The 23,432-nt window shown below is 56.0% G+C and carries 35 protein-coding genes; 1 reads left to right on the forward strand and 34 read right to left on the reverse strand.

The features are described from left to right. The first annotated feature begins 27 nt into the window (after positions 1-27). Positions 28-2,862 (forward strand): excinuclease ABC subunit UvrA, encoded by a 2,835-nt coding sequence (uvrA, locus tag AACY31_RS12435; protein ID WP_339481482.1) that lies wholly within the window; start codon positions 28-30, stop codon positions 2,860-2,862. Between the two features lie 95 nt (positions 2,863-2,957). Here uvrA and bfr read toward each other — a convergent pair whose 3' ends face one another. The 34 genes from bfr to rpsL all read right to left on the reverse strand — a co-directional run bounded on the left by bfr (position 2,958) and on the right by rpsL (position 23,421). Continuing rightward, positions 2,958-3,422, reverse strand: a complete 465-nt coding sequence (bfr, locus tag AACY31_RS12440; RefSeq protein ID WP_014340470.1) for a bacterioferritin — start codon at positions 3,420-3,422, stop codon at positions 2,958-2,960. A gap of 158 nt (positions 3,423-3,580) precedes the next feature. Beyond that, positions 3,581-5,029, reverse strand: a complete 1,449-nt coding sequence (locus AACY31_RS12445) for a catalase (protein ID WP_339504533.1) — start codon at positions 5,027-5,029, stop codon at positions 3,581-3,583. A gap of 224 nt (positions 5,030-5,253) precedes the next feature. Further along, complete coding sequence (gene rplQ / locus AACY31_RS12450; protein WP_003186009.1) at positions 5,254-5,640, reverse strand: 50S ribosomal protein L17; 387 nt, start codon at positions 5,638-5,640, stop codon at positions 5,254-5,256. 42 nt (positions 5,641-5,682) lie between these two features. Then, positions 5,683-6,684, reverse strand: coding sequence for a DNA-directed RNA polymerase subunit alpha (locus AACY31_RS12455; RefSeq protein ID WP_003186012.1), 1,002 nt, complete (start codon positions 6,682-6,684; stop codon positions 5,683-5,685). A 22-nt stretch (positions 6,685-6,706) separates the two neighbouring features. Next, positions 6,707-7,327, reverse strand: coding sequence for a 30S ribosomal protein S4 (rpsD, locus tag AACY31_RS12460; protein WP_003176404.1), 621 nt, complete (start codon positions 7,325-7,327; stop codon positions 6,707-6,709). A gap of 18 nt (positions 7,328-7,345) precedes the next feature. Continuing rightward, the gene (gene rpsK / locus AACY31_RS12465) at positions 7,346-7,735 is read right to left on the reverse strand and encodes a 30S ribosomal protein S11 (RefSeq protein ID WP_002555466.1); all 390 of its coding nucleotides are present in this window, start codon (positions 7,733-7,735) and stop codon (positions 7,346-7,348) included. 30 nt (positions 7,736-7,765) lie between these two features. Beyond that, positions 7,766-8,122 (reverse strand): 30S ribosomal protein S13, encoded by a 357-nt coding sequence (gene rpsM, locus AACY31_RS12470; protein ID WP_017129885.1) that lies wholly within the window; start codon positions 8,120-8,122, stop codon positions 7,766-7,768. A gap of 130 nt (positions 8,123-8,252) precedes the next feature. Beyond that, positions 8,253-8,369, reverse strand: a complete 117-nt coding sequence (gene rpmJ / locus AACY31_RS12475) for a 50S ribosomal protein L36 (protein WP_002555468.1) — start codon at positions 8,367-8,369, stop codon at positions 8,253-8,255. Between the two features lie 30 nt (positions 8,370-8,399). Beyond that, positions 8,400-9,728, reverse strand: a complete 1,329-nt coding sequence (gene secY, locus AACY31_RS12480; protein WP_018612224.1) for a preprotein translocase subunit SecY — start codon at positions 9,726-9,728, stop codon at positions 8,400-8,402. After that, positions 9,729-10,166 (reverse strand): 50S ribosomal protein L15, encoded by a 438-nt coding sequence (rplO, locus tag AACY31_RS12485; RefSeq protein WP_003186032.1) that lies wholly within the window; start codon positions 10,164-10,166, stop codon positions 9,729-9,731. Positions 10,167-10,169: 3 nt separating this feature from the next. Beyond that, positions 10,170-10,346, reverse strand: a complete 177-nt coding sequence (gene rpmD, locus AACY31_RS12490) for a 50S ribosomal protein L30 (protein WP_003186033.1) — start codon at positions 10,344-10,346, stop codon at positions 10,170-10,172. Between the two features lie 2 nt (positions 10,347-10,348). Beyond that, the gene (gene rpsE / locus AACY31_RS12495; protein ID WP_003186035.1) at positions 10,349-10,849 is read right to left on the reverse strand and encodes a 30S ribosomal protein S5; all 501 of its coding nucleotides are present in this window, start codon (positions 10,847-10,849) and stop codon (positions 10,349-10,351) included. 3 nt (positions 10,850-10,852) lie between these two features. After that, entirely contained in the window at positions 10,853-11,203 is a 351-nt protein-coding gene (rplR, locus tag AACY31_RS12500; RefSeq protein ID WP_003186037.1) for a 50S ribosomal protein L18, read from the reverse strand. A gap of 10 nt (positions 11,204-11,213) precedes the next feature. Then, the gene (gene rplF / locus AACY31_RS12505) at positions 11,214-11,747 is read right to left on the reverse strand and encodes a 50S ribosomal protein L6 (protein ID WP_003186039.1); all 534 of its coding nucleotides are present in this window, start codon (positions 11,745-11,747) and stop codon (positions 11,214-11,216) included. Between the two features lie 12 nt (positions 11,748-11,759). After that, a complete protein-coding gene (rpsH, locus tag AACY31_RS12510) occupies positions 11,760-12,152 on the reverse strand; it encodes a 30S ribosomal protein S8 (RefSeq protein ID WP_017848802.1) in 393 nt (130 codons plus the stop codon). A gap of 210 nt (positions 12,153-12,362) precedes the next feature. Then, complete coding sequence (gene rpsN / locus AACY31_RS12515) at positions 12,363-12,668, reverse strand: 30S ribosomal protein S14 (protein ID WP_003186042.1); 306 nt, start codon at positions 12,666-12,668, stop codon at positions 12,363-12,365. 13 nt (positions 12,669-12,681) lie between these two features. Continuing rightward, entirely contained in the window at positions 12,682-13,221 is a 540-nt protein-coding gene (rplE, locus tag AACY31_RS12520; RefSeq protein ID WP_003186044.1) for a 50S ribosomal protein L5, read from the reverse strand. Between the two features lie 20 nt (positions 13,222-13,241). Beyond that, a complete protein-coding gene (rplX, locus tag AACY31_RS12525) occupies positions 13,242-13,556 on the reverse strand; it encodes a 50S ribosomal protein L24 (RefSeq protein WP_003186046.1) in 315 nt (104 codons plus the stop codon). Positions 13,557-13,567: 11 nt separating this feature from the next. Further along, positions 13,568-13,936 carry a 50S ribosomal protein L14 gene (rplN, locus tag AACY31_RS12530; RefSeq protein WP_002555479.1) on the reverse strand — a complete coding sequence of 123 codons (369 nt, stop codon included), beginning with the start codon at positions 13,934-13,936 and terminating at the stop codon, positions 13,568-13,570. Between the two features lie 23 nt (positions 13,937-13,959). Continuing rightward, a complete protein-coding gene (gene rpsQ, locus AACY31_RS12535; protein ID WP_003194644.1) occupies positions 13,960-14,226 on the reverse strand; it encodes a 30S ribosomal protein S17 in 267 nt (88 codons plus the stop codon). A gap of 2 nt (positions 14,227-14,228) precedes the next feature. After that, a complete protein-coding gene (gene rpmC / locus AACY31_RS12540; protein ID WP_002555481.1) occupies positions 14,229-14,420 on the reverse strand; it encodes a 50S ribosomal protein L29 in 192 nt (63 codons plus the stop codon). Beyond that, a complete protein-coding gene (gene rplP / locus AACY31_RS12545; protein ID WP_003186052.1) occupies positions 14,420-14,833 on the reverse strand; it encodes a 50S ribosomal protein L16 in 414 nt (137 codons plus the stop codon). Before rplP ends, rpmC begins: the two co-directional genes overlap by 1 nt. 12 nt (positions 14,834-14,845) lie before the next feature. Next, positions 14,846-15,532, reverse strand: a complete 687-nt coding sequence (rpsC, locus tag AACY31_RS12550) for a 30S ribosomal protein S3 (protein WP_003176422.1) — start codon at positions 15,530-15,532, stop codon at positions 14,846-14,848. Between the two features lie 13 nt (positions 15,533-15,545). Further along, positions 15,546-15,878 carry a 50S ribosomal protein L22 gene (gene rplV, locus AACY31_RS12555; RefSeq protein WP_003103908.1) on the reverse strand — a complete coding sequence of 111 codons (333 nt, stop codon included), beginning with the start codon at positions 15,876-15,878 and terminating at the stop codon, positions 15,546-15,548. 11 nt (positions 15,879-15,889) lie between these two features. Further along, positions 15,890-16,165, reverse strand: a complete 276-nt coding sequence (gene rpsS, locus AACY31_RS12560) for a 30S ribosomal protein S19 (protein ID WP_002555486.1) — start codon at positions 16,163-16,165, stop codon at positions 15,890-15,892. A 16-nt stretch (positions 16,166-16,181) separates the two neighbouring features. After that, positions 16,182-17,006 (reverse strand): 50S ribosomal protein L2, encoded by an 825-nt coding sequence (gene rplB / locus AACY31_RS12565; RefSeq protein ID WP_003186055.1) that lies wholly within the window; start codon positions 17,004-17,006, stop codon positions 16,182-16,184. A 14-nt stretch (positions 17,007-17,020) separates the two neighbouring features. After that, a complete protein-coding gene (gene rplW, locus AACY31_RS12570; protein ID WP_002555488.1) occupies positions 17,021-17,320 on the reverse strand; it encodes a 50S ribosomal protein L23 in 300 nt (99 codons plus the stop codon). Next, positions 17,317-17,919 carry a 50S ribosomal protein L4 gene (rplD, locus tag AACY31_RS12575; RefSeq protein WP_003186057.1) on the reverse strand — a complete coding sequence of 201 codons (603 nt, stop codon included), beginning with the start codon at positions 17,917-17,919 and terminating at the stop codon, positions 17,317-17,319. The genes rplW and rplD overlap by 4 nt, the downstream gene beginning before the upstream one ends. A gap of 12 nt (positions 17,920-17,931) precedes the next feature. Beyond that, positions 17,932-18,567, reverse strand: coding sequence for a 50S ribosomal protein L3 (gene rplC / locus AACY31_RS12580; protein ID WP_003186059.1), 636 nt, complete (start codon positions 18,565-18,567; stop codon positions 17,932-17,934). 80 nt (positions 18,568-18,647) lie between these two features. Further along, positions 18,648-18,959, reverse strand: coding sequence for a 30S ribosomal protein S10 (rpsJ, locus tag AACY31_RS12585; RefSeq protein ID WP_003186070.1), 312 nt, complete (start codon positions 18,957-18,959; stop codon positions 18,648-18,650). A gap of 156 nt (positions 18,960-19,115) precedes the next feature. Next, on the reverse strand, positions 19,116-20,309 hold the full coding sequence (gene tuf, locus AACY31_RS12590) for an elongation factor Tu (RefSeq protein WP_339481469.1): 1,194 nt from the start codon (positions 20,307-20,309) through the stop codon (positions 19,116-19,118). A 31-nt stretch (positions 20,310-20,340) separates the two neighbouring features. Then, a complete protein-coding gene (gene fusA / locus AACY31_RS12595) occupies positions 20,341-22,446 on the reverse strand; it encodes an elongation factor G (RefSeq protein WP_339481468.1) in 2,106 nt (701 codons plus the stop codon). A gap of 30 nt (positions 22,447-22,476) precedes the next feature. Then, positions 22,477-22,947, reverse strand: coding sequence for a 30S ribosomal protein S7 (gene rpsG, locus AACY31_RS12600; protein ID WP_003186074.1), 471 nt, complete (start codon positions 22,945-22,947; stop codon positions 22,477-22,479). A 102-nt stretch (positions 22,948-23,049) separates the two neighbouring features. Continuing rightward, positions 23,050-23,421 carry a 30S ribosomal protein S12 gene (gene rpsL / locus AACY31_RS12605; protein WP_003186084.1) on the reverse strand — a complete coding sequence of 124 codons (372 nt, stop codon included), beginning with the start codon at positions 23,419-23,421 and terminating at the stop codon, positions 23,050-23,052. Positions 23,422-23,432 lie beyond the last annotated feature (11 nt).

Consider the following 23,432-nt stretch of genomic DNA (forward strand, 5'->3'; position numbering starts at 1 on the left):
TTTCGACGCCCGCCGAGCGAGGCCACTTTGGACAAGATCCTGATTCGTGGGGCCCGTACCCACAACCTGAAGAACATCGACCTGACCCTGCCACGGGACAAGCTGATCGTCATCACCGGCCTGTCCGGATCCGGCAAATCATCCCTGGCCTTCGACACGTTGTACGCCGAAGGCCAGCGACGCTATGTCGAATCGCTGTCGGCCTACGCCCGGCAGTTCCTGTCGATGATGGAAAAACCCGACGTCGACACCATCGAAGGCCTGTCGCCGGCAATTTCCATCGAGCAGAAGTCGACCTCCCATAACCCCCGGTCGACGGTGGGCACCATCACCGAGATCTACGACTACCTGCGTTTGCTGTATGCGCGGGTCGGTATCCCCCGTTGCCCCGATCACGACATTCCCCTGGAAGCCCAGACCGTCAGCCAGATGGTCGACCTGGTGCTGACCCAGCCGGAAGGCAGCAAGCTGATGCTGCTGGCGCCCGTGATTCGCGAGCGCAAGGGCGAACACCTGATGGTTTTCGAAGAACTGCGCGCCCAGGGCTTCGTGCGGGCCCGGGTCAACGGCAAACTGTGCGAACTGGACGAATTGCCGAAGCTGGATAAACAGAAGAAGCATTCGATCGATGTGGTGGTCGACCGCTTCAAGGTCCGGGCCGATCTGCAACAGCGCCTGGCCGAGTCCTTCGAAACAGCGCTGAAGCTGGCCGACGGCATCGCCCTGGTGGCGCCGATGGACGACGAGCCCGGCGAGGAAATCATTTTTTCCGCGCGCTTTGCCTGCCCGATCTGCGGTCACGCCATCAGCGAGCTGGAACCCAAGCTGTTCTCCTTCAACAACCCGGCGGGCGCTTGCCCGACTTGCGACGGCCTGGGGGTCAAGCAGTTCTTCGACACCAAGCGGCTGGTCAATGGCGAGCTGACCCTGGCCGAAGGGGCGATTCGCGGCTGGGACAGGCGCAACGTCTATTACTTCCAGATGCTCGGTTCGCTGGCGGCCCATTACAAGTTCAGCCTGGACAAGCCATTCAACGAGTTGCCCGCCGACCAGCAGAAATTCATCCTGCAGGGCAGCGGCACGCAGAATGTCGACTTCAAATACCTCAACGACCGCGGCGATATCGTCAAGCGCTCCCACCCGTTCGAAGGCATCGTGCCGAACCTGGAACGACGCTACCGCGAGACCGAGTCGGCCAGCGTGCGCGAAGAACTGGCCAAGTTCCTCAGCACCCAGCCCTGCCCCGATTGCCGTGGTACCCGTCTGCGTCGCGAAGCGCGGCATGTGTGGGTCGGCGAGAAGACGCTGCCGGCGGTGACCAACCTGCCGATTGGCGACGCCACTGATTATTTCGGCGGTTTGAAGCTCACCGGTCGTCGTGGCGAAATCGCCGACAAGATCCTCAAGGAGATCCGTGAGCGCCTGCAGTTCCTGGTAAACGTCGGCCTGGATTACCTGACCCTCGATCGCAGCGCCGACACCCTGTCCGGCGGCGAAGCCCAGCGTATCCGCCTCGCCAGCCAGATCGGCGCCGGCCTGGTGGGGGTGATGTACATCCTCGACGAGCCGTCCATCGGCCTGCACCAACGGGATAACGACCGGCTGCTCGGAACCCTGAAGCACCTGCGGGACATCGGCAACACGGTCATCGTGGTCGAGCACGACGAGGACGCCATCCGCCTGGCCGACTACGTGGTCGACATCGGCCCGGGCGCAGGCGTGCATGGCGGGCATATCGTCGCCCAGGGCACCGCAGCCGAAGTCATGGCGCACCCTGACTCGCTGACGGGCAAATACCTGTCGGGTCGGGTCAAGATCAAGGTCCCGGCCAAACGTACGCCGCGCAACAAGAAGTTGTCGCTGACCCTCAAGGGTGCCCGCGGCAACAACTTGCGCAATGTCGACCTGGAAATCCCGATCGGCCTGCTGACCTGCGTGACCGGCGTGTCCGGCTCCGGCAAGTCGACGCTGATCAACAACACGCTGTTCCCCCTCAGCGCCACGGCACTGAACGGCGCCACCACCCTGGAAGCGTCTGCCCACGACAGCATCAAGGGCCTGGAGCATCTGGACAAGGTGGTCGACATCGACCAAAGCCCGATTGGCCGCACCCCGCGCTCAAACCCGGCGACCTATACCGGGTTGTTCACACCGATCCGCGAGCTGTTCGCCGGCGTGCCGGAGTCCCGTTCGCGCGGCTACGGCCCGGGGCGTTTCTCGTTCAACGTCAAGGGCGGGCGCTGCGAGGCCTGCCAGGGCGATGGTTTGATCAAAGTGGAAATGCACTTCCTGCCAGACATCTACGTGCCGTGCGATGTGTGCAAGAGCAAGCGCTACAACCGCGAAACCCTGGAGATCAAATACAAGGGCAAGAACATCCACGAAACCCTCGAGATGACCATCGAGGAGGCCCGGGTGTTCTTCGACGCGGTACCGGCCCTGGCGCGCAAGCTCCAGACGCTGATGGATGTCGGCCTGTCGTATATCAAGCTGGGGCAGTCGGCAACCACGCTGTCCGGCGGTGAAGCCCAGCGGGTCAAGTTGTCCCGCGAGCTGTCCAAGCGCGACACCGGCAAGACCCTGTATATCCTCGACGAGCCAACCACAGGCCTGCACTTCGCCGATATCCAGCAATTGCTCGACGTGCTGCACCGTCTTCGCGACCACGGCAATACCGTGGTGGTGATCGAACACAACCTGGACGTGATCAAGACGGCTGACTGGCTAGTGGACCTGGGGCCGGAAGGCGGCTCCAAGGGCGGCCAGATCATCGCCGTAGGAACACCGGAACAAGTGGCCGAGATGAAACAGTCCTACACCGGCCACTACCTCAAACCGCTGCTGGAACGTGATCGGGACTGATTTTAACCGAGCACGAAAAAGCCCCTGTCATCTCATCGATGGCAGGGGCTTTTTTGCGATTTCGAAAAGATCGCAGCCTTCGGCAGCGCCTACACTCAGAACTGCGATTGCAGGTAGTTTTCCAACCCGATCAGCTTGATCAGACCCAACTGCTTCTCCAGCCAGTAGGTGTGGTCTTCTTCGGTGTCGTTGAGCTGGATCCGCAGGATCTCGCGGGTCACGTAGTCGTTGTGCTGCTCACAGAGTTCGATGCCTTTGCACAGCGCAGCGCGAACTTTGTATTCCAGGCGCAGGTCGGCGGCGAGCATGTCGGGCACCGTGGTGCCAACGTCGAGGTCATCGGCACGCATGCGTGGCGTGCCTTCGAGCATCAGGATCCGGCGCATCAACGCATCGGCGTGCTGGGTCTCTTCTTCCATCTCATGGTTGATACGTTCGTAGAGCTCGGTAAAACCCCAGTCCTCGTACATCCGCGAATGGATGAAATATTGATCACGGGCTGCCAGTTCGCCTGTCAGCAACGTGTTGAGGTAATCGATTACGTCTGGGTGACCTTGCATCGCCCTACATCTCCACAAGCTTTTAAAGGTTGCAGTTTGAACCAAGCGGACCTCGAGGTCACGACCTCAACGGAACAAAATCGAAGAAAATCAGAGAAAACCAGGCTAAATAACGCAAAAACCGCCCTAATGAGGGCGGTTCTGCTTCTCGTTTAGACTTAGTTAAGCGCTACACCCAAGGCTTTTGCGATACCTTCTCCATAGGCCACATCGGCCTTGAAGAAATGTTGCAATTGACGGTCCACCACATCTGCCGACACGCCCCCCATTGCACCGGCGATGTTGCTGATCAATAGCGCCTTCTGCTCATCGCTCATCAAGCGGAACAGCGCACCGGCGTGGCTGTAGTAGTCGTTGTCTTCGCGGTGATCGTAACGGTCCGCCGCGCCGCTGAGGGCCAGTGCTGGTTCTGCGTAACGTGGGGCCTGCTTCGGCGCCTCCACGTAGCTGTTAGGCTCGTAGTTCGGTGCCGCCCCGCCATTGCTGCCAAACGCCATGGCACCGTCGCGCTGGTAGGTATTGACCGGACTGCGCGGCGCATTCACCGGCAATTGCTGGTGATTGGTGCCCACACGGTAGCGGTGCGCATCAGCGTAGGCGAAGACACGGCCCTGCAGCATGCGGTCCGGCGAGAGGCCAACCCCTGGCACCATGTTGCTAGGGCCAAACGCCGCTTGCTCGACTTCGGCAAAGTAATTCAGCGGATTACGGTTGAGCTCGAGCACACCGACTTCGATCAGCGGAAACTCTTTCTGCGACCAGGTCTTGGTCACGTCGAACGGGTTCTCGTAATGCGCTGCGGCCTGGGCCTCGCTCATGACCTGGATACAAACGCTCCATTTCGGGAAATCACCGTGCTCGATGGCGTTGAACAAGTCACGCTGGGCGTAATCCGGGTCGGTACCCGCCAGGCGTGCCGCTTCTGCCGGTGCGAGGTTCTTGATCCCTTGCTGGGTCTTGTAGTGCCACTTCACCCAGTGGCGATCACCCTGCGCGTTGATCAGGCTGTAGGTATGACTGCCGAAGCCATGCATGTGGCGGTAGCCATCCGGAATACCGCGATCAGAGAACAGAATGGTGACCTGATGCAGCGCCTCAGGTGAATGCGACCAGAAATCCCACATCGCTTGGGCGCTTTTCAGGTTGCTTTGCGGCAGACGTTTCTGGGTGTGGATGAAGTCTGGAAACTTCAATGGATCACGGATGAAGAATACCGGCGTGTTGTTGCCAACGATGTCCCAATTGCCTTCCTCGGTGTAGAACTTCAGGGCAAAGCCGCGCGGGTCGCGTTCAGTGTCGGCCGAACCACGCTCGCCACCCACGGTGGAAAACCGCAGGAAAGTGGGCGTCTGTTTACCAACCGATTCGAACAACTTGGCGCTGGTGTACTGAGTAATGTCCCGGGTAACGGTGAATGTGCCGTAGGCGCCCGAGCCTTTGGCGTGCACACGACGCTCTGGAATGTTTTCGCGGTTGAAGTGAGCAAGCTTCTCGATCAGGTGAAAGTCGTCGAGCAGCAGCGGGCCACGCGGGCCGGCGGAGCGAGAGTTCTGGTTATCGGCGACAGGAGCGCCGCTGGCGGTCGTAAGCGTTTTGGTCTGGCTCATGCTCAATCTTCCTAGGTCGGTCTTCGAACTGCCGGCTAATCGGCTGGAAAGGAGTATCGATCATATTAATGACAGTATCCAAATTCATTAAATCATGGACATCGATAGTCATTATCTAATGTTGAATACTTGCCGATGGCCAATCCAGGCGAAACGGATTGCCTGCTATTCCTTCAGGCAACAAAAAACCGGGCACAAGGCCCGGTTTTTTGTATGTTGCCGACTTACTCAGCGGATACAGCTTCACCGCTGGTAGCACGATCAACCAACTCGACGTACGCCATAGGCGCGTTGTCGCCAGCGCGGAAACCGCACTTGAGGATGCGCAGGTAGCCACCCTCACGGGTAGCGTAACGCTTGCCCAGGTCGTTGAAGAGCTTACCAACGATAGCTTTCGAACGAGTACGGTCGAAAGCCAGACGGCGGTTAGCCAGGCTATCTGTCTTGGCCAAAGTGATCAGCGGCTCAGCAACGCGACGCAGTTCTTTGGCTTTCGGCAGTGTAGTTTTGATCAGCTCGTGCTCGAACAGCGACACCGCCATGTTTTGAAACATGGCCTTGCGGTGCGAGCTGGTGCGGCTCAGGTGACGACCACTTTTACGATGACGCATGGTTCATTCCTTACCAAACACAACGTTCGGTGATTACGACGATCAGGCAGTCGCCTTGTCGTCCTTCTTAAGACTTGCAGGCGGCCAGTTGTCGAGGCGCATGCCGAGGGACAGACCGCGGGAGGCCAGAACGTCCTTGATTTCAGTCAAGGATTTCTTACCAAGGTTCGGAGTCTTCAACAGCTCTACTTCGGTACGCTGAATCAGGTCGCCGATGTAGTAAATGTTTTCCGCCTTAAGGCAGTTAGCCGAACGTACAGTCAGTTCCAGATCGTCAACCGGGCGAAGCAGGATCGGATCGATCTCGTCTTCCTGCTCGACAACCACTGGCTCACTGTCACCTTTGAGGTCGACGAACGCAGCCAACTGCTGTTGCAGGATGGTTGCAGCACGGCGGATAGCCTCTTCAGGATCCAGGGTACCGTTGGTTTCCAGATCAATAACCAGCTTGTCCAGGTTGGTACGCTGTTCGACACGGGCGTTTTCCACCACGTATGCGATACGGCGAACTGGGCTGAACGAAGAGTCAAGCTGCAAGCGACCGATGCTGCGGCTTTCGTCTTCATCGCTCTGACGCGAGTCTGCCGGTTCATAACCACGACCACGAGCTACGGTGAGCTTCATGTTCAGGGCGCCGTTAGACGCCAGGTTAGCGATTACGTGATCGGGGTTAACGATCTCGACATCATGATCCAGCTGAATATCGGCAGCGGTAACCACCCCCGAACCCTTCTTCGACAAGGTCAGCGTAACTTCGTCACGACCGTGCAGCTTGATAGCCAGACCTTTAAGGTTCAACAGGATTTCAATTACGTCTTCCTGTACACCTTCGATGGCGCTGTACTCGTGGAGCACACCGTCAATCTCGGCCTCGACTACTGCACAGCCGGGCATTGAGGACAACAGGATGCGTCGCAGCGCGTTGCCCAGGGTGTGGCCGAAACCACGCTCGAGAGGCTCGAGCGTGATCTTGGCGCGGGTTGGACTGACAACCTGCACATCAATATGGCGGGGTGTCAGGAACTCATTTACCGAAATCTGCATGGATGCACCTATTTTCTAGCCCTTACTTGGAGTAGAGCTCGACAATCAGGCTTTCGTTGATGTCGGCGGACAGATCACTGCGAGCAGGAACGTTCTTGAAAACGCCCGACTTCTTCTCAGTGTCTACTTCTACCCATTCTACGCGGCCACGTTGGGCACACAGATCGAGAGCTTGGACAATGCGAAGTTGGTTCTTTGCTTTCTCGCGAACAGCAACCACGTCACCAGCACGAACCTGGTAGGACGGAACGTTTACGGTCTGACCGTTAACGCTGATCGACTTGTGCGATACCAGCTGACGGGATTCGGCACGAGTAGAACCGAAACCCATACGGTATACAACGTTGTCCAGACGGCATTCGAGCAGTTGCAACAGGTTTTCGCCGGTTGCGCCTTTCTTGCCAGCTGCTTCTTTGTAGTAGCCGCTGAATTGACGCTCGAGAACGCCGTAGATACGACGGACCTTCTGCTTTTCACGCAGTTGGGTGCCGTAGTCGGACTGGCGGCCGCGGCGTTGGCCGTGGATACCAGGTGCTGCTTCAATGTTGCACTTCGATTCGATCGCGCGCACGCCGCTCTTCAGAAAAAGATCGGTGCCTTCGCGACGAGCGAGTTTGCATTTTGGACCAATGTAACGAGCCATTCTTTACAATCTCCTGGATTACACGCGGCGCTTCTTCGGCGGACGGCACCCGTTGTGCGGGATTGGCGTCACGTCGGTGATGCTGGCGATCTTGTAGCCACAGCCGTTCAAAGCGCGGACTGCGGATTCACGACCTGGACCTGGACCCTTGACGTTGACGTCGAGGTTTTTCAGGCCGTATTCCAGCGCAGCTTGACCAGCACGCTCAGCAGCTACTTGAGCAGCGAACGGGGTGGACTTGCGGGAACCGCGGAAACCCGAACCACCGGAGGTAGCCCAGGAAAGAGCGTTACCTTGACGGTCGGTAATGGTCACGATGGTGTTGTTAAAAGAAGCATGGATGTGGGCGATGCCATCAACCACTGTCTTTTTAACTTTTTTACGAGGACGAGCAGCAGGTTTTGCCATGATTAAATTCCTGTCGATTCGCTGGGGCGATTACTTGCGGATCGGCTTACGCGGACCTTTACGGGTACGCGCGTTGGTCTTGGTACGCTGACCGCGTACTGGCAGACCACGACGATGACGCAGACCGCGATAGCAACCGAGGTCCATCAAGCGCTTGATTTTCATGTTGACTTCGCGACGCAGGTCACCTTCAGTGGTGAACTTCGCCACTTCGCCACGCAGCTGTTCAATCTGCTCGTCGCTCAGATCCTTGATCTTTGCCGCTGGGTTAACCCCAGTCACTGCACAAATTTTCTGTGCAGTAGTGCGACCAACACCATAGATGTAGGTCAGCGAGATAACAGTATGCTTGTTATCTGGAATGTTGACGCCTGCAATACGGGCCATTCAGTGGGACTCCAATTGACAGCTACCTACGCCCCGGAAGCCAAGAAATAGGGCGCGAGATAATATCGCTGTAATAACAAATAATCAACCCGGCAGCGCACTAGCTGCCGGGCTTAAAGCACAATCACACTCAGCCTTGGCGCTGTTTGTGACGTGGTTCCGCGCTGCAAATTACCCGAACAACACCTTCGCGGCGAATAATCTTGCAGTTACGGCACAGCTTTTTCACCGATGCACGAACTTTCATCACCAACTCCTCGAACCTTATGGACGCTACTCAGCGCAACATGCCGCTGCCGTAGCCCTTCAGGTTGGCTTTCTTCATCAGGGATTCGTACTGGTGCGAAACGAGGTGCGATTGCACTTGGGACATGAAGTCCATCACAACCACGACCACGATCAGCAACGAGGTCCCGCCAAGGTAGAACGGTACGTTTGCCGCAACCACCAGGAACTGGGGCAACAGACAGACGGCCGTCATGTAAAGAGCACCGAACAAGGTCAAACGAGTCAGAACGCCATCAATGTAGCGCGCCGACTGCTCACCTGGACGGATACCCGGAATAAAGGCACCGGACTTCTTCAGGTTTTCCGCTACGTCTTTCGGATTGAACATCAACGCCGTATAGAAGAAGCAGAAGAAAATAATCCCTGCACTAAACAGCAGAATATTCAACGGCTGACCAGGAGCGATCGACTGCGAGATGTCCTGCAACCAGCCCATACCTTCAGACTGGCCGAACCAGGCACCCAACGAAGCTGGGAACAGCAGGATGCTGCTCGCGAAAATAGCCGGAATAACACCGGCCATATTCACCTTCAACGGCAAGTGGCTGGTCTGCGCAGCAAACACCTTGCGGCCCTGCTGACGCTTGGCGTAGTGAACAGCAATACGCCGCTGACCACGCTCGATGAACACCACGAAACCGATAATCGCTACTGCCAACAGACCGATGGCAACCAGGGCAAAGATATTGATATCACCCTGACGCGCAGACTCGAAAGACTGCCCGATCGCTCTCGGAAGACCGGCGACGATACCTGCGAAGATCAACATCGAGATACCGTTGCCAACACCACGCTCAGTAATCTGCTCACCCAGCCACATCATGAACATCGCGCCCGCCACAAAAGTGGTTACCGCAACGAAATGGAAGCCAAAGTCACCAGTGAACGCTACGCCCTGCCCCGCCAGACCGATGGACATGCCAACAGCCTGGACGAGAGCAAGGACGACAGTGAGGTAGCGGGTGTACTGGCTGATCTTGCGACGGCCAGCTTCACCTTCCTTCTTCAACTGTTCCAGCTGCGGGCTGACGGCGCTCATCAATTGCATGATGATCGATGCCGAAATGTACGGCATGATCCCCAGCGCAAAGATGCTCATCCGCTCCAGCGCGCCGCCGGAAAACATGTTGAACAAGCTAAGAATGGTCCCCTCATTCTGTCGAAACAGGTCCGCGAGTCGGTCCGGGTTGATACCTGGAACCGGGATGTGTGCGCCTATTCGGTAGACGATAATCGCCAAGAACAGAAAACGCAGACGAGCCCAGAGTTCAGACATACCGCCTTTGCCGAGCGCAGAGAGAGCACCTTGCTTAGCCATTTATTCCTCGAACTTGCCGCCAGCTGCTTCGATAGCCGCACGCGCACCTTTGGTGGCGCCGATTCCCTTTCCGATGGTGACAGCACGAGCAACCTCGCCCGACAGCATGATTTTCACACGCTGAACGTTCTGGTTGATCACGTTGGCATCCTTCAGGGACTGCACGGTGACGATATCGCCATCCACTTTGGCCAGCTCGGACAGACGCACTTCTGCGCGATCCATGGCTTTCAGGGAAACGAAACCGAACTTCGGCAGGCGACGATGCAGCGGCTGTTGACCGCCTTCAAAGCCTGGAGCAATGGTGCCACCGGAGCGGGAGGTCTGACCTTTGTGGCCACGGCCACCGGTCTTACCCAAACCACTACCGATACCACGGCCCGGACGATGCTTTTCGCGACGGGAACCCGGCGCTGGACTCAGATCATTGAGTTTCATCGATTAACCCTCGACACGCAGCATGTAGTAAGCCTTGTTGATCATCCCGCGATTTTCGGGAGTATCCAGGACTTCTACAGTGTGACCGATGCGACGCAGCCCCAGACCCTTAACGCACAGTTTGTGGTTAGGGATGCGGCCGGTCATGCTTTTGATCAGCGTAACTTTTACGGTAGCCATGATCAGAAGATCTCCTTGACGCTTTTGCCACGCTTGGCGGCAATGGATTCAGGAGACTGCATTGCTTTCAAACCCTTGAAAGTGGCGTGAACCACGTTTACCGGGTTAGTCGAGCCGTAGCACTTGGCCAGAACGTTCTGAACGCCAGCAACTTCGAGGACAGCACGCATAGCGCCGCCAGCGATGATACCGGTACCTTCAGAAGCAGGCTGCATGTACACCTTCGAAGCGCCATGGGCAGACTTCATTGCGTACTGCAGAGTGGTGCCGTTCAGATCAACCTGGATCATGTTGCGGCGAGCAGCTTCCATTGCCTTCTGGATCGCAGCAGGCACTTCACGCGACTTGCCACGGCCGAAGCCAACACGGCCCTTACCATCACCCACTACGGTCAACGCAGTGAAAGTGAAGATACGGCCGCCTTTAACGGTTTTGGCTACGCGGTTAACTTGAACCAGCTTCTCGATGTAGCCTTCGTCGCGCTTTTGGTCGTTATTTGACATAACTTAGAACTCCAGCCCAGCTTCACGAGCAGCATCAGCCAGCGCCTTGACGCGGCCGTGGTACTTGAAGCCAGAGCGGTCGAAAGCCACCTGCGAGACGCCAGCGGCTTTTGCACGCGTAGCGACCAGCTGGCCAACCTTAGTGGCCGCGTCGATGTTGCCAGTGGCGCCATCACGCAGTTCTTTATCCAAAGTCGAGGCACTTGCCAGGACTTTGTTGCCGTCGGCCGAAATGACCTGGGCGTAGATGTGCTGCGACGAGCGGAACACGCAGAGACGCACGACTTCGAGTTCGTGCATTTTCAGGCGTGCTTTGCGAGCGCGACGCAGTCGAGTAACTTTTTTGTCGGTCATTTGCTATGCCCTACTTCTTCTTGGCTTCTTTACGACGGACGACTTCGTCCGCGTAGCGCACACCTTTGCCTTTGTACGGCTCTGGTGGACGGAAGTCGCGGATCTCGGCGGCCACTTGACCTACCAGCTGCTTGTCGATGCCCTTGATCAGGATATCGGTCTGGCTAGGAGTCTCAGCGGTGATGCCTTCCGGCAGTTCATAATCCACTGGATGCGAGAAGCCAAGAGCCAGGTTCAGCACTGTGCCTTTTGCTTGCGCTTTGTAACCAACACCGACCAGCTGGAGCTTGCGCTCGAAGCCTTGGCTTACGCCTTGGACCATGTTGTTTACCAACGCACGAGTGGTACCAGCCATTGCGCGAGTCTGCTGATCGCCATTGCGAGCAGCGAAACGCAGCTCACCAGCTTCTTCAACGATCTCAACGGACGAATGGATGTTCAGTTGCAGAGTGCCCTTGGCACCCTTCACCGAAAGCTGTTGGCCTGCGAATTTGACTTCGACACCGGCTGGCAGCTTAACGGGGTTCTTAGCGACGCGTGACATGCTTATCCCCCCTTAGAACACAGTGCAAAGAACTTCGCCGCCGACACCGGCAGCGCGCGCAGCACGATCCGTCATCACACCTTTGTTGGTGGAGACGATAGACACGCCCAGGCCGCCGCGAACTTTCGGCAGATCCTCGACGGACTTGTACTGACGCAGGCCTGGACGGCTAACGCGCTTCACTTCCTCGATGACCGGACGGCCTTCGAAGTACTTCAGCTCGATGGACAGCAGTGGCTTGATTTCGCTGCTGATCTGATAACCCGCAATGTAACCTTCGTCCTTCAGGACTTTGGCAACAGCTACCTTCAAAGTAGAAGATGGCATGCTTACGACGGACTTTTCAGCCATCTGGGCATTACGGATACGAGTTAGCATGTCCGCTAACGGGTCCTGCATACTCATGGGCTAGACGCTCCTAATACACAAAAAATTAGCCTTTCGGCTAGTACGTGTCGCCGAGCACATCCGTGCAACAAAAGCACGGGCTCAGGCGAGCCGGGTATTCTAGACACACCCCACAAATGAATCAAGCCCCAATAGGGGCTTGATTCATGTTCAAGGTCACCGACGGTCAGGATCTTGCGATCCCGAACGCCCCGACTTTGACAGCGCTTACCAGCTGGCTTTAACCAGACCTGGAACGTCACCACGCATTGCGGCTTGACGCAGCATGTTACGGCCAAGGCCGAACTTGCGGTACACGCCGTGCGGACGACCAGTCAGGCGGCAGCGGTTACGCATGCGCGAGGCGCTTGCATCACGTGGCTGCTTCTGCAGGGCAACTGTAGCTTCCCAACGCGCTTCTGGACTTGCGTTCAGATCAACGATGATAGCTTTCAGCGCTGCACGCTTGGTGGCGTACTTGGCAACGGTGAGCTGACGCTTCAGCTCACGGTTCTTCATGCTCTTCTTGGCCATTTTCCTACTCCAATCAGTTGCGGAACGGGAATTTGAAAGCGCGCAGCAGTGCGCGACCTTCGTCATCCGTCCGAGCAGTGGTGGTCAGGGTAATGTCCAGACCGCGGAGAGCGTCGATCTTGTCGTAATCGATTTCCGGGAAAATGATCTGCTCTTTAACACCCATGCTGTAGTTACCACGACCATCGAAGGACTTGGCATTCAGGCCGCGGAAGTCGCGAACCCGAGGCAGGGAGATCGACAGCAGACGATCCAGGAACTCGTACATACGCTCACGGCGCAGGGTCACTTTGACGCCGATCGGCCAACCTTCACGGACTTTAAAGCCTGCGATGGATTTCCGAGCGTAAGTCACGACGACTTTCTGGCCGGTGATCTTTTCCAGGTCAGCAACAGCGTGCTCGATGACTTTTTTGTCGCCGATCGCTTCGCCCAGACCCATGTTCAGGGTGATTTTGGTAACGCGCGGAACTTCCATCACGTTCGAAAGCTTAAGTTCTTCCTTAAGTTTCGGTGCGATTTCCTTCCGGTAAATCTCTTTTAGTCGTGCCATGGTCTTCTACCTAGCAGTGTTCAAGCATCAACCGCTTTTTGGGTCGACTTGAAGACACGAATTTTCTTACCGTCTTCTACTTTGAAACCAACACGGTCAGCCTTGTTGGTTTCGCCGTTGAAGATGGCGACGTTGGAAGCGTGCAGTGGCGCTTCTTTCTCGACGATACCGCCCTGTACGCCCGACATCGGGTTAGGCTTGGTATGACGCTTGACCAGGTTCAGACCACCAACAACCAGACGGTTGTCAGCAAGAACCTTCAGCACCTTACCGCGCTTACCTTTGTCTTTGCCGGCGATCACGATGATCTCGTCGTCACGACGAATCTTTTGCATGTCGGATCTCCTTACAGCACTTCTGGGGCGAGCGAGACGATCTTCATGAACTTCTCAGTACGAAGCTCACGGGTCACTGGCCCAAAGATACGGGTGCCGATCGGCTCTTGCTTGTTGTTCAACAGAACAGCAGCGTTGCCATCAAAGCGGATGATGGAGCCGTCAGCACGACGGACGCCATGGCGAGTGCGGACTACGACAGCAGTCATCACTTGGCCTTTTTTCACCTTACCGCGAGGAATTGCTTCCTTGACGGTAACTTTGATGATGTCACCGATACCAGCGTAACGACGATGGGAGCCACCCAGCACCTTGATGCACATAACACGGCGAGCGCCGCTGTTATCGGCCACATCGAGCATGGATTGAGTCTGAATCATATAATTTCTCCGACCCCTAGCCCTTAGACTTCCACAGCGCGTTCGAGAACATCAACCAGCGCCCAAGACTTGGTCTTGGCCATCGGACGAGTTTCACGAATAGTGACTTTGTCGCCGATGTGGCACTGATTGGTTTCGTCGTGCGCGTGCAGCTTAGTCGAACGCTTAACGTATTTACCGTAGATCGGGTGCTTAACGCGACGCTCGATCAGAACGGTGATGGTTTTGTCCATCTTGTCGCTGACAACACGGCCAGTCAGCGTACGGACAGTTTTTTCGGCTTCAGCCATGATTACTTACCTGCCTGCTGGTTGAGCACAGTTTTCACGCGAGCGATGTCACGCTTAACTTGCGAGAGCAGATGAGACTGCCCCAACTGGCCAGTTGCTTTCTGCATACGCAGATTGAACTGGTCGCGCAGCAGGCCGAGCAGTTGCTCGTTCAGCTGCTGTGCTGATTTTTCACGAAGTTCATTCGCTTTCATCACATCACCGTCCGCTTAACAAAGGAGGTGGCGAGCGGCAGCTTTGCAGCAGCCAGGGCGAAAGCCTCACGCGCCAGCTCTTCAGAAACACCCTCGATTTCATACAGGACTTTGCCTGGCTGAATCTGGGCAACCCAGTACTCCACGTTACCCTTACCTTTACCCATCCGAACTTCGAGTGGCTTCTTGGTGACAGGCTTGTCCGGGAATACACGGATCCAGATCTTGCCGCCACGTTTTACGTGACGGGTCAGAGCACGACGCGCTGACTCGATCTGACGAGCGGTGAGACGACCACGAGCAACAGACTTCAGCGCGAACTCGCCGAAGCTGACTTTGCTACCGCGCAATGCCAGGCCACGGTTGTGACCGGTCATCTGCTTGCGGAACTTCGTACGCTTTGGTTGCAACATTTGGCGTACCCCTTACTTAGCAGCTTTTTTACGAGGCGCTGGTGCTTGTGGCTTCAGCTCTTCTTGGCGACCACCAATTACTTCGCCTTTGAAGATCCAAACCTTTACACCGATCACACCGTAGGTGGTGTGAGCTTCGTAGTTGGCATAGTCGATGTCGGCACGCAGGGTGTGCAGTGGCACACGACCTTCGCGATACCATTCAGTACGTGCAATTTCAGCACCGCCGAGACGACCGCTCACTTGGATTTTGATGCCTTTGGCACCAATGCGCATTGCGTTCTGTACAGCGCGCTTCATAGCGCGACGGAACATTACGCGACGCTCCAGCTGCTGAGCTACGCTCTGCGCAACCAGCATACCGTCGAGCTCCGGCTTGCGGATCTCTTCGATATTGATGTGCACAGGCACACCCATTTGCTTGGTCAGGTCCTGACGCAGTTTCTCAACATCTTCACCCTTCTTCCCGATAACGATACCTGGACGAGCGGTGTGGATGGTGATACGTGCAGTCTGTGCCGGACGATGGATATCGATACGGCTTACGGACGCGCTTTTTAGTTTGTCTTGGAGATACTCACGCACCTTCAGATCAGCGAACAAGTAGTCCGCATAAGTCCGACCGTCTGCGTACCAGACGGAGGTGTGCTCCTTGACGATTCCCAGGCGAATGCCAATGGGATGTACTTTCTGACCCATCTCTTCGACTCCGTTACTTGTCAGCAACCTTGACAGTGATATGGCAAGACCGCTTGACGATGCGATCAGCACGGCCTTTGGCACGCGGCATGATGCGCTTCAGCGAACGCCCTTCGTTGACGAAAACAGTGCTGACCTTCAGGTCATCAACGTCTGCGCCTTCGTTATGCTCGGCGTTGGCTACGGCCGACTCCAGCACTTTCTTCATGATCTCGGCGGCTTTCTTACTGCTGAAAGCCAACAGGTTGAGCGCTTCGCCCACCTTCTTCCCGCGGATCTGGTCGGCGACCAAGCGGGCTTTCTGGGCGGAGATTCGAGCGCCCGACAACTTAGCGGCTACTTCCATTTCCTTACCCCTTAACGCTTGGCTTTCTTGTCAGCCACGTGCCCACGGTATGTGCGGGTACCGGCGAACTCGCCCAGTTTGTGGCCGACCATGTCTTCGTTCACGAGAACTGGGACGTGTTGGCGACCGTTGTGTACTGCGATGGTCAAACCGACCATTTGTGGCAGGATCATCGAACGACGCGACCAGGTCTTAACTGGTTTGCGATCGTTCTTTTCCGCCGCCACTTCGATCTTCTTCAGTAGGTGAAGATCAATAAAAGGACCTTTTTTCAGAGAACGTGGCACTGTCGTATCCCTCTATTTACTTGCGACGACGGACGATCATTTTGTCGGTACGCTTATTACCACGAGTCTTCGCGCCCTTAGTCGGGAAGCCCCATGGCGATACCGGATGACGACCACCAGAGGTACGACCTTCACCACCACCATGTGGGTGGTCAACCGGGTTCATGGCAACACCACGAACGGTTGGGCGAACGCCACGCCAGCGCTTGGCACCAGCTTTACCCAACGAACGCAGGCTGTGCTCGGAGTTCGAGACTTCGCCCAGGGTCGCACGGCATTCAGCCAGTACTTTACGCATCTCACCAGAACGCAGACGCAGGGTCACGTAGACACCTTCACGAGCGATCAGCTGAGCCGAAGCACCAGCGGAACGAGCGATCTGCGCGCCTTTACCTGGCTTCAATTCGATGCCGTGTACGGTGCTACCAACTGGAATGTTACGCAGTTGCAGAGCGTTGCCCGGCTTGATCGGCGCCAAGGCACCTGCGATCAGCTGGTCACCAGCACTCACGCCTTTAGGGGCGATGATGTAGCGACGCTCGCCATCTGCGTACAGCAGCAGAGCGATGTGAGCAGTACGGTTTGGATCGTATTCGATACGCTCGACGGTGGCAGCGATGCCATCCTTGTCGTTGCGACGGAAGTCGACCAGACGATAATGCTGCTTATGACCACCACCGATGTGACGAGTGGTAATACGGCCATTGTTGTTACGACCACCAGACTTCGATTTTTTCTCGAGCAGCGGTGCGTGAGGAGCGCCTTTATGCAGCTCCTGGTTGACCACCTTGACCACAAAACGGCGGCCAGGGGAAGTCGGTTTGCATTTAACGATTGCCATGATGCACCCCTTCCTTACTCAGCACTGCTGCTGAAATCGAGATCTTGGCCTGGCTGAAGGGAGATAACTGCCTTCTTCCAGTCATTACGCTTGCCCAGACCGCGAGCAGTGCGCTTGCTTTTACCCAGAACGTTCAGGGTAGTCACGCGCTCTACTTTCACGCTGAACAGGCTTTCGACGGCCTTCTTGATTTCCAGCTTGGTTGCGTCGGTAGCAACCTTGAAAACGAACTGGCCTTTCTTGTCTGCCAGAACCGTAGCCTTCTCGGAAACGTGCGGGCCAAGCAGAACTTTAAATACGCGTTCCTGGTTCATCCCAGCAGCTCCTCGAATTTCTTCACGGCCGACACGGTGATCAACACCTTGTCGTATGCGATCAGACTGACCGGATCGGAACCCTGCACGTCACGAACGTCGACGTGTGGCAGGTTACGAGCAGCCAGGTACAGGTTCTGATCAACAGCATCAGACACGATCAGGACGTCAGTCAGGCCCATGCCGTTCAGCTTGTTCAGCAGATCTTTGGTTTTCGGTGCTTCAACAGCGAAGTCCTGAACCACGACCAGACGATCAGTACGCACCAGCTCAGCAAGGATGGAACGCATTGCTGCGCGATACATCTTCTTGTTCAGCTTCTGGGAGTGATCCTGAGGACGAGCCGCGAAAGTGGTACCGCCGCCACGCCAGATTGGGCTACGGATAGTACCGGCACGAGCACGGCCAGTACCTTTCTGACGCCATGGGCGCTTGCCGCCACCGGAAACGTCGGAACGGGTCTTTTGCTGCTTGCTACCTTGACGGCCGCCAGCCATGTAGGCCACGACTGCTTGGTGAACCAGCGTCTCGTTGAATTCGCCGCCAAATGTCAGTTCGGAAACTTCGATCGCTTGAGCGTCATTTACATTTAATTGCATGTCAGCTTCCCCTTAACCGCGAGCCTTGGCTGCTGGACGTACAACCAAGTTGCCGCCAGTAGCGCCAGGAACAGCACCCTTGACCAACAACAGATTGCGTTCAGCGTCCACGCGCACTACTTCGAGGGACTGCACGGTCACGCGCTCAGCGCCCATATGACCGGACATTTTTTTGCCCTTGAATACACGACCAGGAGTCTGGCACTGGCCGATAGAGCCTGGAACGCGGTGGGATACGGAGTTACCGTGGGTATTATCTTGCCCGCGGAAGTTCCAACGCTTGATCGTACCCTGGAAGCCTTTACCCTTGGACTGACCGGTCACATCAACCAGTTGGCCAGCGGCAAAAATTTCAGCGTTGATCAGATCGCCGGCCTGGTACTCGCCTTCTTCAAGGCGGAATTCCATTACGGTACGACCAGCGGCAACGTTCGCCTTGGCGAAGTGGCCAGCCTGAGCTGCTGTTACACGCGAAGCGCGACGCTCGCCGACAGTGACTTGCACTGCACGATAGCCATCGGTCTCTTCAGTTTTGAACTGGGTGACGCGATTCGGCTCGATCTCAATGACCGTGACCGGAATGGAGACACCTTCTTCGGTGAAAATACGGGTCATACCGCATTTACGACCGACTACACCAATAGTCATGTTGTAAACCTCATGAGTGTACGGGGCTTTCACCCGCTATGGCCGCCCATTTCAGAGCGTTACACGACTAAGACCGAGTCTTAGCCGAGGCTGATCTGCACTTCCACACCGGCCGCAAGATCAAGCTTCATAAGTGCATCAACGGTTTTATCCGTTGGCTGGACGATGTCCAGAACGCGCTTATGAGTACGGATCTCGTACTGGTCACGCGCGTCTTTGTTGACGTGCGGGGAGACCAGAACGGTGAACCGCTCTTTACGGGTAGGCAGTGGAATTGGACCACGCACTTGAGCACCAGTACGTTTCGCGGTTTCCACGATTTCCTGGGTGGATTGGTCGATCAGGCGATGATCAAAAGCCTTCAACCTGATACGGATTTGCTGATTTTGCATTGGATTTCAGACTCCGGCTGCTATTCCCACCGGGCGCAATACGCCCGTTAAAAGGAGGCGCAATTCTATAGACGCCCCCGATAGGTGTCAACCCAATAAAAAAGCCCCCGCTAAGCGGGGGCCCTTTCAACTCATCAAGCTGACTCTATAAGAGACTTACTCGATGACTTTGGCTACGACGCCAGCGCCGACGGTACGACCGCCTTCACGGATAGCGAAACGCAGACCGTCTTCCATCGCGATGGTCTTGATCAGGGTAACAGTCATCTGAATGTTGTCACCTGGCATTACCATTTCAACGCCTTCTGGCAGCTCGCAGTTACCAGTCACGTCAGTTGTACGGAAGTAGAACTGTGGACGGTAGCCTTTGAAGAACGGAGTATGACGACCACCTTCTTCCTTGCTCAGAACGTAAACTTCTGCAGTGAACTTGGTGTGCGGCTTGACGGTGCCTGGCTTGACCAGAACCTGGCCACGCTCAACGTCGTCACGCTTGGTGCCACGCAGCAGCACGCCGCAGTTCTCGCCAGCACGACCTTCGTCAAGCAGCTTGCGGAACATTTCAACGCCGGTGCAGGTAGTTTTCTGAGTGTCGCGCAGACCGACGATCTCAACTTCTTCCTGAATGCGGACGATGCCACGCTCAACACGACCAGTCACAACAGTACCGCGACCAGAGATCGAGAACACGTCTTCGATTGGCATCAGGAACGGCTTGTCGATAGCACGCTCTGGCTCTGGGATGTAGCTGTCCAGAGTTTCCACCAGCTTCTTGACAGCGGTGGTGCCCATTTCGTTGTCGTCTTGGCCGTTCAGAGCCATCAGAGCCGAACCGATGATGATTGGAGTGTCATCACCTGGGAAGTCGTAAGTGCTCAGCAGGTCGCGCACTTCCATCTCAACCAGTTCCAGCAGCTCAGCGTCATCAACCATGTCTGCCTTGTTCAGGAAGACAACGATGTACGGAACGCCCACCTGACGGGACAGCAGGATGTGCTCACGAGTTTGTGGCATCGGACCATCAGCAGCCGAACAAACCAGGATCGCGCCGTCCATCTGGGCAGCACCGGTGATCATGTTTTTTACGTAGTCGGCGTGACCCGGGCAGTCAACGTGTGCGTAGTGACGCACGGACGAATCGTATTCAACGTGAGCAGTGTTGATGGTGATACCGCGAGCTTTCTCTTCCGGGGCGCTATCGATCTTGTCGAAGTCAACCTTGGCCGAACCGAAAACTTCGGAGCAGACACGGGTCAGAGCAGCGGTCAGCGTGGTTTTACCGTGGTCAACGTGACCAATGGTGCCAACGTTGACGTGCGGTTTGTTCCGTTCAAATTTTTCTTTAGCCACGACAATTAACTCCTAGCTTAAAGGGGCTGAATCAGCCTTGTTTTTTGGTAACAGTCTCGACGATATGCGACGGAGCTGTATTGTATTTTTTGAATTCCATAGAGTAGCTTGCGCGACCCTGAGACATGGAACGAACGTCGGTCGCGTAACCGAACATTTCACCCAACGGAACCTCAGCACGAATCACCTTGCCGGAAACCGTATCTTCCATACCCAGAATCATGCCACGACGACGGTTAAGGTCGCCCATGACATCACCCATGTAGTCTTCAGGCGTAACGACCTCTACCGCCATGATCGGCTCAAGCAACTCACCACCGCCCTTCTGGGCCAATTGCTTGGTTGCCATGGAAGCAGCCACCTTAAACGCCATCTCGTTGGAGTCGACGTCATGGTAAGAACCATCGAACACAGTCGCCTTCAGGCCGATCAGCGGATAGCCGGCGACAACGCCGTTCTTCATCTGCTCTTCGATACCCTTCTGGATCGCCGGGATGTATTCCTTAGGAACCACACCACCTACAACTTCGTTCACGAATTGCAGACCTTCCTGACCTTCGTCAGCCGGTGCAAAACGGATCCAGCAATGACCGAACTGGCCACGACCACCGGATTGGCGAACGAACTTACCTTCGATTTCACAGTTCTTCGTGATGCGCTCACGATAGGAAACCTGAGGCTTACCGATGTTGGCTTCGACGTTGAACTCACGGCGCATCCGGTCAACCAGGATGTCCAGGTGCAACTCGCCCATGCCCGAGATGATCGTCTGACCAGTCTCTTCATCAGTCTTGACGCGGAAAGACGGGTCTTCCTGAGCAAGTTTGCCCAGAGCGATACCCATTTTTTCCTGGTCGTCCTTGGTCTTAGGCTCAACGGCAACCGAAATAACCGGCTCCGGGAAGTCCATGCGAACCAGGATGATTGGCTTGTCGCCACTGCACAAAGTTTCACCCGTGGTGACGTCCTTCATGCCGATCAAGGCCGCGATGTCGCCAGCGCGCACTTCCTTGATCTCTTCGCGGGCGTTTGCGTGCATTTGCACCATACGGCCTACGCGCTCTTTCTTGCCTTTTACAGAGTTGATCACGCCGTCGCCGGAGTTCAACACGCCCGAGTAAACACGGACAAATGTCAAGGTACCCACGAATGGGTCGGTAGCGATCTTGAACGCCAAGGCCGAGAACGGCTCGTTGTCGTCTGCATGACGCTCCAGCTCGACAGTCTCGTCATCCGGGTCGGTACCCTTGATGGAAGGAATGTCGGTCGGCGCAGGCAGGAAGTCGATAACGGCGTCGAGAACCAGGGGAACACCCTTGTTCTTGAAGGAAGAACCGCAAACAGCCAGAACGATTTCGCCAGCGATAGTACGCTGACGCAGAGCGGCCTTGATTTCCTCGTTGGTGAGCTCTTCACCCTCGAGGTATTTGTTCATCAGCTCTTCGCTGGCTTCGGCCGCAGCCTCAACCATGTTGCTGCGCCATTGCTCGGCTTCTTCCAGCAATTCAGCAGGAATGTCCTTGCGAACAGGAACCATGCCTTTGTCAGCATCGCTCCAGTAGACCGCTTGCATGTTGATCAGATCGATCTGACCCTGGAAGTTGTCTTCGGCACCGATAGCCAGCTGGATAGGCACTGGAGTGTGACCCAGACGCTGCTTGATCTGACCGATCACGCGCAGGAAGTTGGCACCAGCACGGTCCATCTTGTTCACATAAACAAGACGCGGAACGCCGTATTTGTTGGCTTGACGCCATACGGTTTCCGACTGAGGCTCAACACCCGAGGTGCCGCAGAATACAACCACAGCGCCGTCGAGTACGCGCAGGGAACGCTCAACTTCAATAGTGAAGTCAACGTGGCCCGGGGTATCGATGACGTTGAAGCGGTGCTCGTCCTTGTACTGCTTCTCGGAACCCTTCCAGAAAGCGGTAATGGCAGCAGAAGTAATGGTAATACCACGCTCCTGCTCCTGCACCATCCAGTCGGTGGTCGCGGCGCCATCATGCACCTCGCCCATCTTGTGACTTTTGCCGGTGTAAAAAAGGACGCGCTCGGTGGTGGTGGTTTTACCAGCATCCACGTGAGCAACGATACCGATGTTACGGTAGCGATTAATCGGTGTAGTACGAGCCATAAAGCCCTCGCAAATTGAGTGACGCTAAAATTAGAAGCGGTAGTGCGAGAAAGCCTTGTTGGCTTCAGCCATACGGTGCACGTCTTCACGCTTCTTAACTGCAGCACCTTTACCTTCAGCAGCGTCCAACAGTTCGCCAGCCAAACGCAGGGCCATGGACTTCTCACCGCGCTTGCGGGCGAAGTCTACCAACCAGCGCATTGCCAGGGCGTTACGACGGGACGGACGAACTTCGACCGGAACCTGGTAAGTAGCACCACCTACACGGCGCGACTTCACTTCGACCAGCGGAGCGATGGCGTCGAGAGCTTTCTCGAAGATTTCCAGGGGATCGCTGTTCTTGCGTTCCTTAACTTTGTCCAGTGCGCCATAAACGATACGCTCGGCAACGGCTTTCTTGCCGCTTTCCATTACGTGGTTCATGAACTTGGCGAGAATCTGGCTTCCGTATTTCGGATCGTCCAGAATCTCACGTTTGGCTGCTACGCGACGTCTTGGCATTGATAAGCCCTCAAACGGTCTTCAGGTTAGCCCGGGACAGCAGATGCGTGCCCGACCTTACTCTTATCGACTCAATAAAATTAAAAACTGCAAAACGGCCGATTATTTCGGACGCTTGGTACCGTACTTCGAACGACCCTGGTTACGACCTTTAACACCGGAAGTATCCAAAGAGCCGCGAACGGTGTGGTAACGAACACCTGGCAAGTCTTTTACACGACCGCCGCGGATCAGCACCACGCTGTGTTCTTGCAGGTTGTGGCCTTCACCGCCGATGTACGAGGAAACCTCGAAACCGTTGGTCAGACGCACACGGCATACTTTACGCAGTGCCGAGTTAGGTTTTTTCGGCGTGGTGGTATACACACGGGTGCATACGCCACGACGTTGCGGGCAGTTCTGCAGCGCAGGCACGTCGGATTTCTCGACGATACGCTTACGCGGCTGACGTACCAGCTGGTTGATAGTTGCCATCTACTAGCTCC

Source organism: Pseudomonas sp. RL_105y_Pfl2_101, assembly GCF_963970585.1.
Classification (GTDB): domain Bacteria; phylum Pseudomonadota; class Gammaproteobacteria; order Pseudomonadales; family Pseudomonadaceae; genus Aquipseudomonas.

Coding starts and splice junctions, on each gene's coding strand:
- rplE (WP_003186044.1), bottom strand. CDS start 13,221: ATGGCACGACTAAAAGAGATTTACCGGAAGGAAATCGCACCGAAACTT.
- rplF (WP_003186039.1), bottom strand. CDS start 11,747: ATGTCACGCGTCGCTAAGAACCCCGTTAAGCTGCCAGCCGGTGTCGAA.
- rpsH (WP_017848802.1), bottom strand. CDS start 12,152: ATGAGTATGCAGGACCCGTTAGCGGACATGCTAACTCGTATCCGTAAT.
- rpsG (WP_003186074.1), bottom strand. CDS start 22,947: ATGCCAAGACGTCGCGTAGCAGCCAAACGTGAGATTCTGGACGATCCG.
- AACY31_RS12455 (WP_003186012.1), bottom strand. CDS start 6,684: ATGCAGATTTCGGTAAATGAGTTCCTGACACCCCGCCATATTGATGTG.
- rpsE (WP_003186035.1), bottom strand. CDS start 10,849: ATGTCAAATAACGACCAAAAGCGCGACGAAGGCTACATCGAGAAGCTG.
- AACY31_RS12445 (WP_339504533.1), bottom strand. CDS start 5,029: ATGAGCCAGACCAAAACGCTTACGACCGCCAGCGGCGCTCCTGTCGCC.
- rpsJ (WP_003186070.1), bottom strand. CDS start 18,959: ATGCAAAATCAGCAAATCCGTATCAGGTTGAAGGCTTTTGATCATCGC.
- rplV (WP_003103908.1), bottom strand. CDS start 15,878: ATGGAAGTAGCCGCTAAGTTGTCGGGCGCTCGAATCTCCGCCCAGAAA.
- rplC (WP_003186059.1), bottom strand. CDS start 18,567: ATGACTATTGGTGTAGTCGGTCGTAAATGCGGTATGACCCGTATTTTC.
- rpsK (WP_002555466.1), bottom strand. CDS start 7,735: ATGGCAAAACCTGCTGCTCGTCCTCGTAAAAAAGTTAAAAAGACAGTG.
- bfr (WP_014340470.1), bottom strand. CDS start 3,422: ATGCAAGGTCACCCAGACGTAATCGATTACCTCAACACGTTGCTGACA.
- rpmC (WP_002555481.1), bottom strand. CDS start 14,420: ATGAAAGCGAATGAACTTCGTGAAAAATCAGCACAGCAGCTGAACGAG.
- rpsD (WP_003176404.1), bottom strand. CDS start 7,327: ATGGCTCGTTACATTGGTCCAAAATGCAAACTCGCTCGTCGCGAAGGC.
- rpmJ (WP_002555468.1), bottom strand. CDS start 8,369: ATGAAAGTTCGTGCATCGGTGAAAAAGCTGTGCCGTAACTGCAAGATT.
- rplQ (WP_003186009.1), bottom strand. CDS start 5,640: ATGCGTCATCGTAAAAGTGGTCGTCACCTGAGCCGCACCAGCTCGCAC.
- fusA (WP_339481468.1), bottom strand. CDS start 22,446: ATGGCTCGTACTACACCGATTAATCGCTACCGTAACATCGGTATCGTT.
- rpsC (WP_003176422.1), bottom strand. CDS start 15,532: ATGGGTCAGAAAGTACATCCCATTGGCATTCGCCTGGGAATCGTCAAG.
- rplB (WP_003186055.1), bottom strand. CDS start 17,006: ATGGCAATCGTTAAATGCAAACCGACTTCCCCTGGCCGCCGTTTTGTG.
- rplP (WP_003186052.1), bottom strand. CDS start 14,833: ATGTTGCAACCAAAGCGTACGAAGTTCCGCAAGCAGATGACCGGTCAC.
- rpmD (WP_003186033.1), bottom strand. CDS start 10,346: ATGGCTACCGTAAAAGTTACGCTGATCAAAAGCATGACCGGCCGCATC.
- rplD (WP_003186057.1), bottom strand. CDS start 17,919: ATGCAATTAAATGTAAATGACGCTCAAGCGATCGAAGTTTCCGAACTG.
- rpsN (WP_003186042.1), bottom strand. CDS start 12,668: ATGGCCAAGAAGAGCATGAAGAACCGTGAGCTGAAGCGTCAGCTCACC.
- rpsL (WP_003186084.1), bottom strand. CDS start 23,421: ATGGCAACTATCAACCAGCTGGTACGTCAGCCGCGTAAGCGTATCGTC.
- rplW (WP_002555488.1), bottom strand. CDS start 17,320: ATGAACCAGGAACGCGTATTTAAAGTTCTGCTTGGCCCGCACGTTTCC.
- rplO (WP_003186032.1), bottom strand. CDS start 10,166: ATGAAACTCAATGATCTGAGTCCAGCGCCGGGTTCCCGTCGCGAAAAG.
- rpsQ (WP_003194644.1), bottom strand. CDS start 14,226: ATGGCTGAAGCCGAAAAAACTGTCCGTACGCTGACTGGCCGTGTTGTC.
- rpsM (WP_017129885.1), bottom strand. CDS start 8,122: ATGGCCCGTATTGCAGGCGTCAACATTCCAGATAACAAGCATACTGTT.
- rplX (WP_003186046.1), bottom strand. CDS start 13,556: ATGCAAAAGATTCGTCGTGACGACGAGATCATCGTGATCGCCGGCAAA.
- rplN (WP_002555479.1), bottom strand. CDS start 13,936: ATGATTCAGACTCAATCCATGCTCGATGTGGCCGATAACAGCGGCGCT.
- rplR (WP_003186037.1), bottom strand. CDS start 11,203: ATGACCGACAAAAAAGTTACTCGACTGCGTCGCGCTCGCAAAGCACGC.
- secY (WP_018612224.1), bottom strand. CDS start 9,728: ATGGCTAAGCAAGGTGCTCTCTCTGCGCTCGGCAAAGGCGGTATGTCT.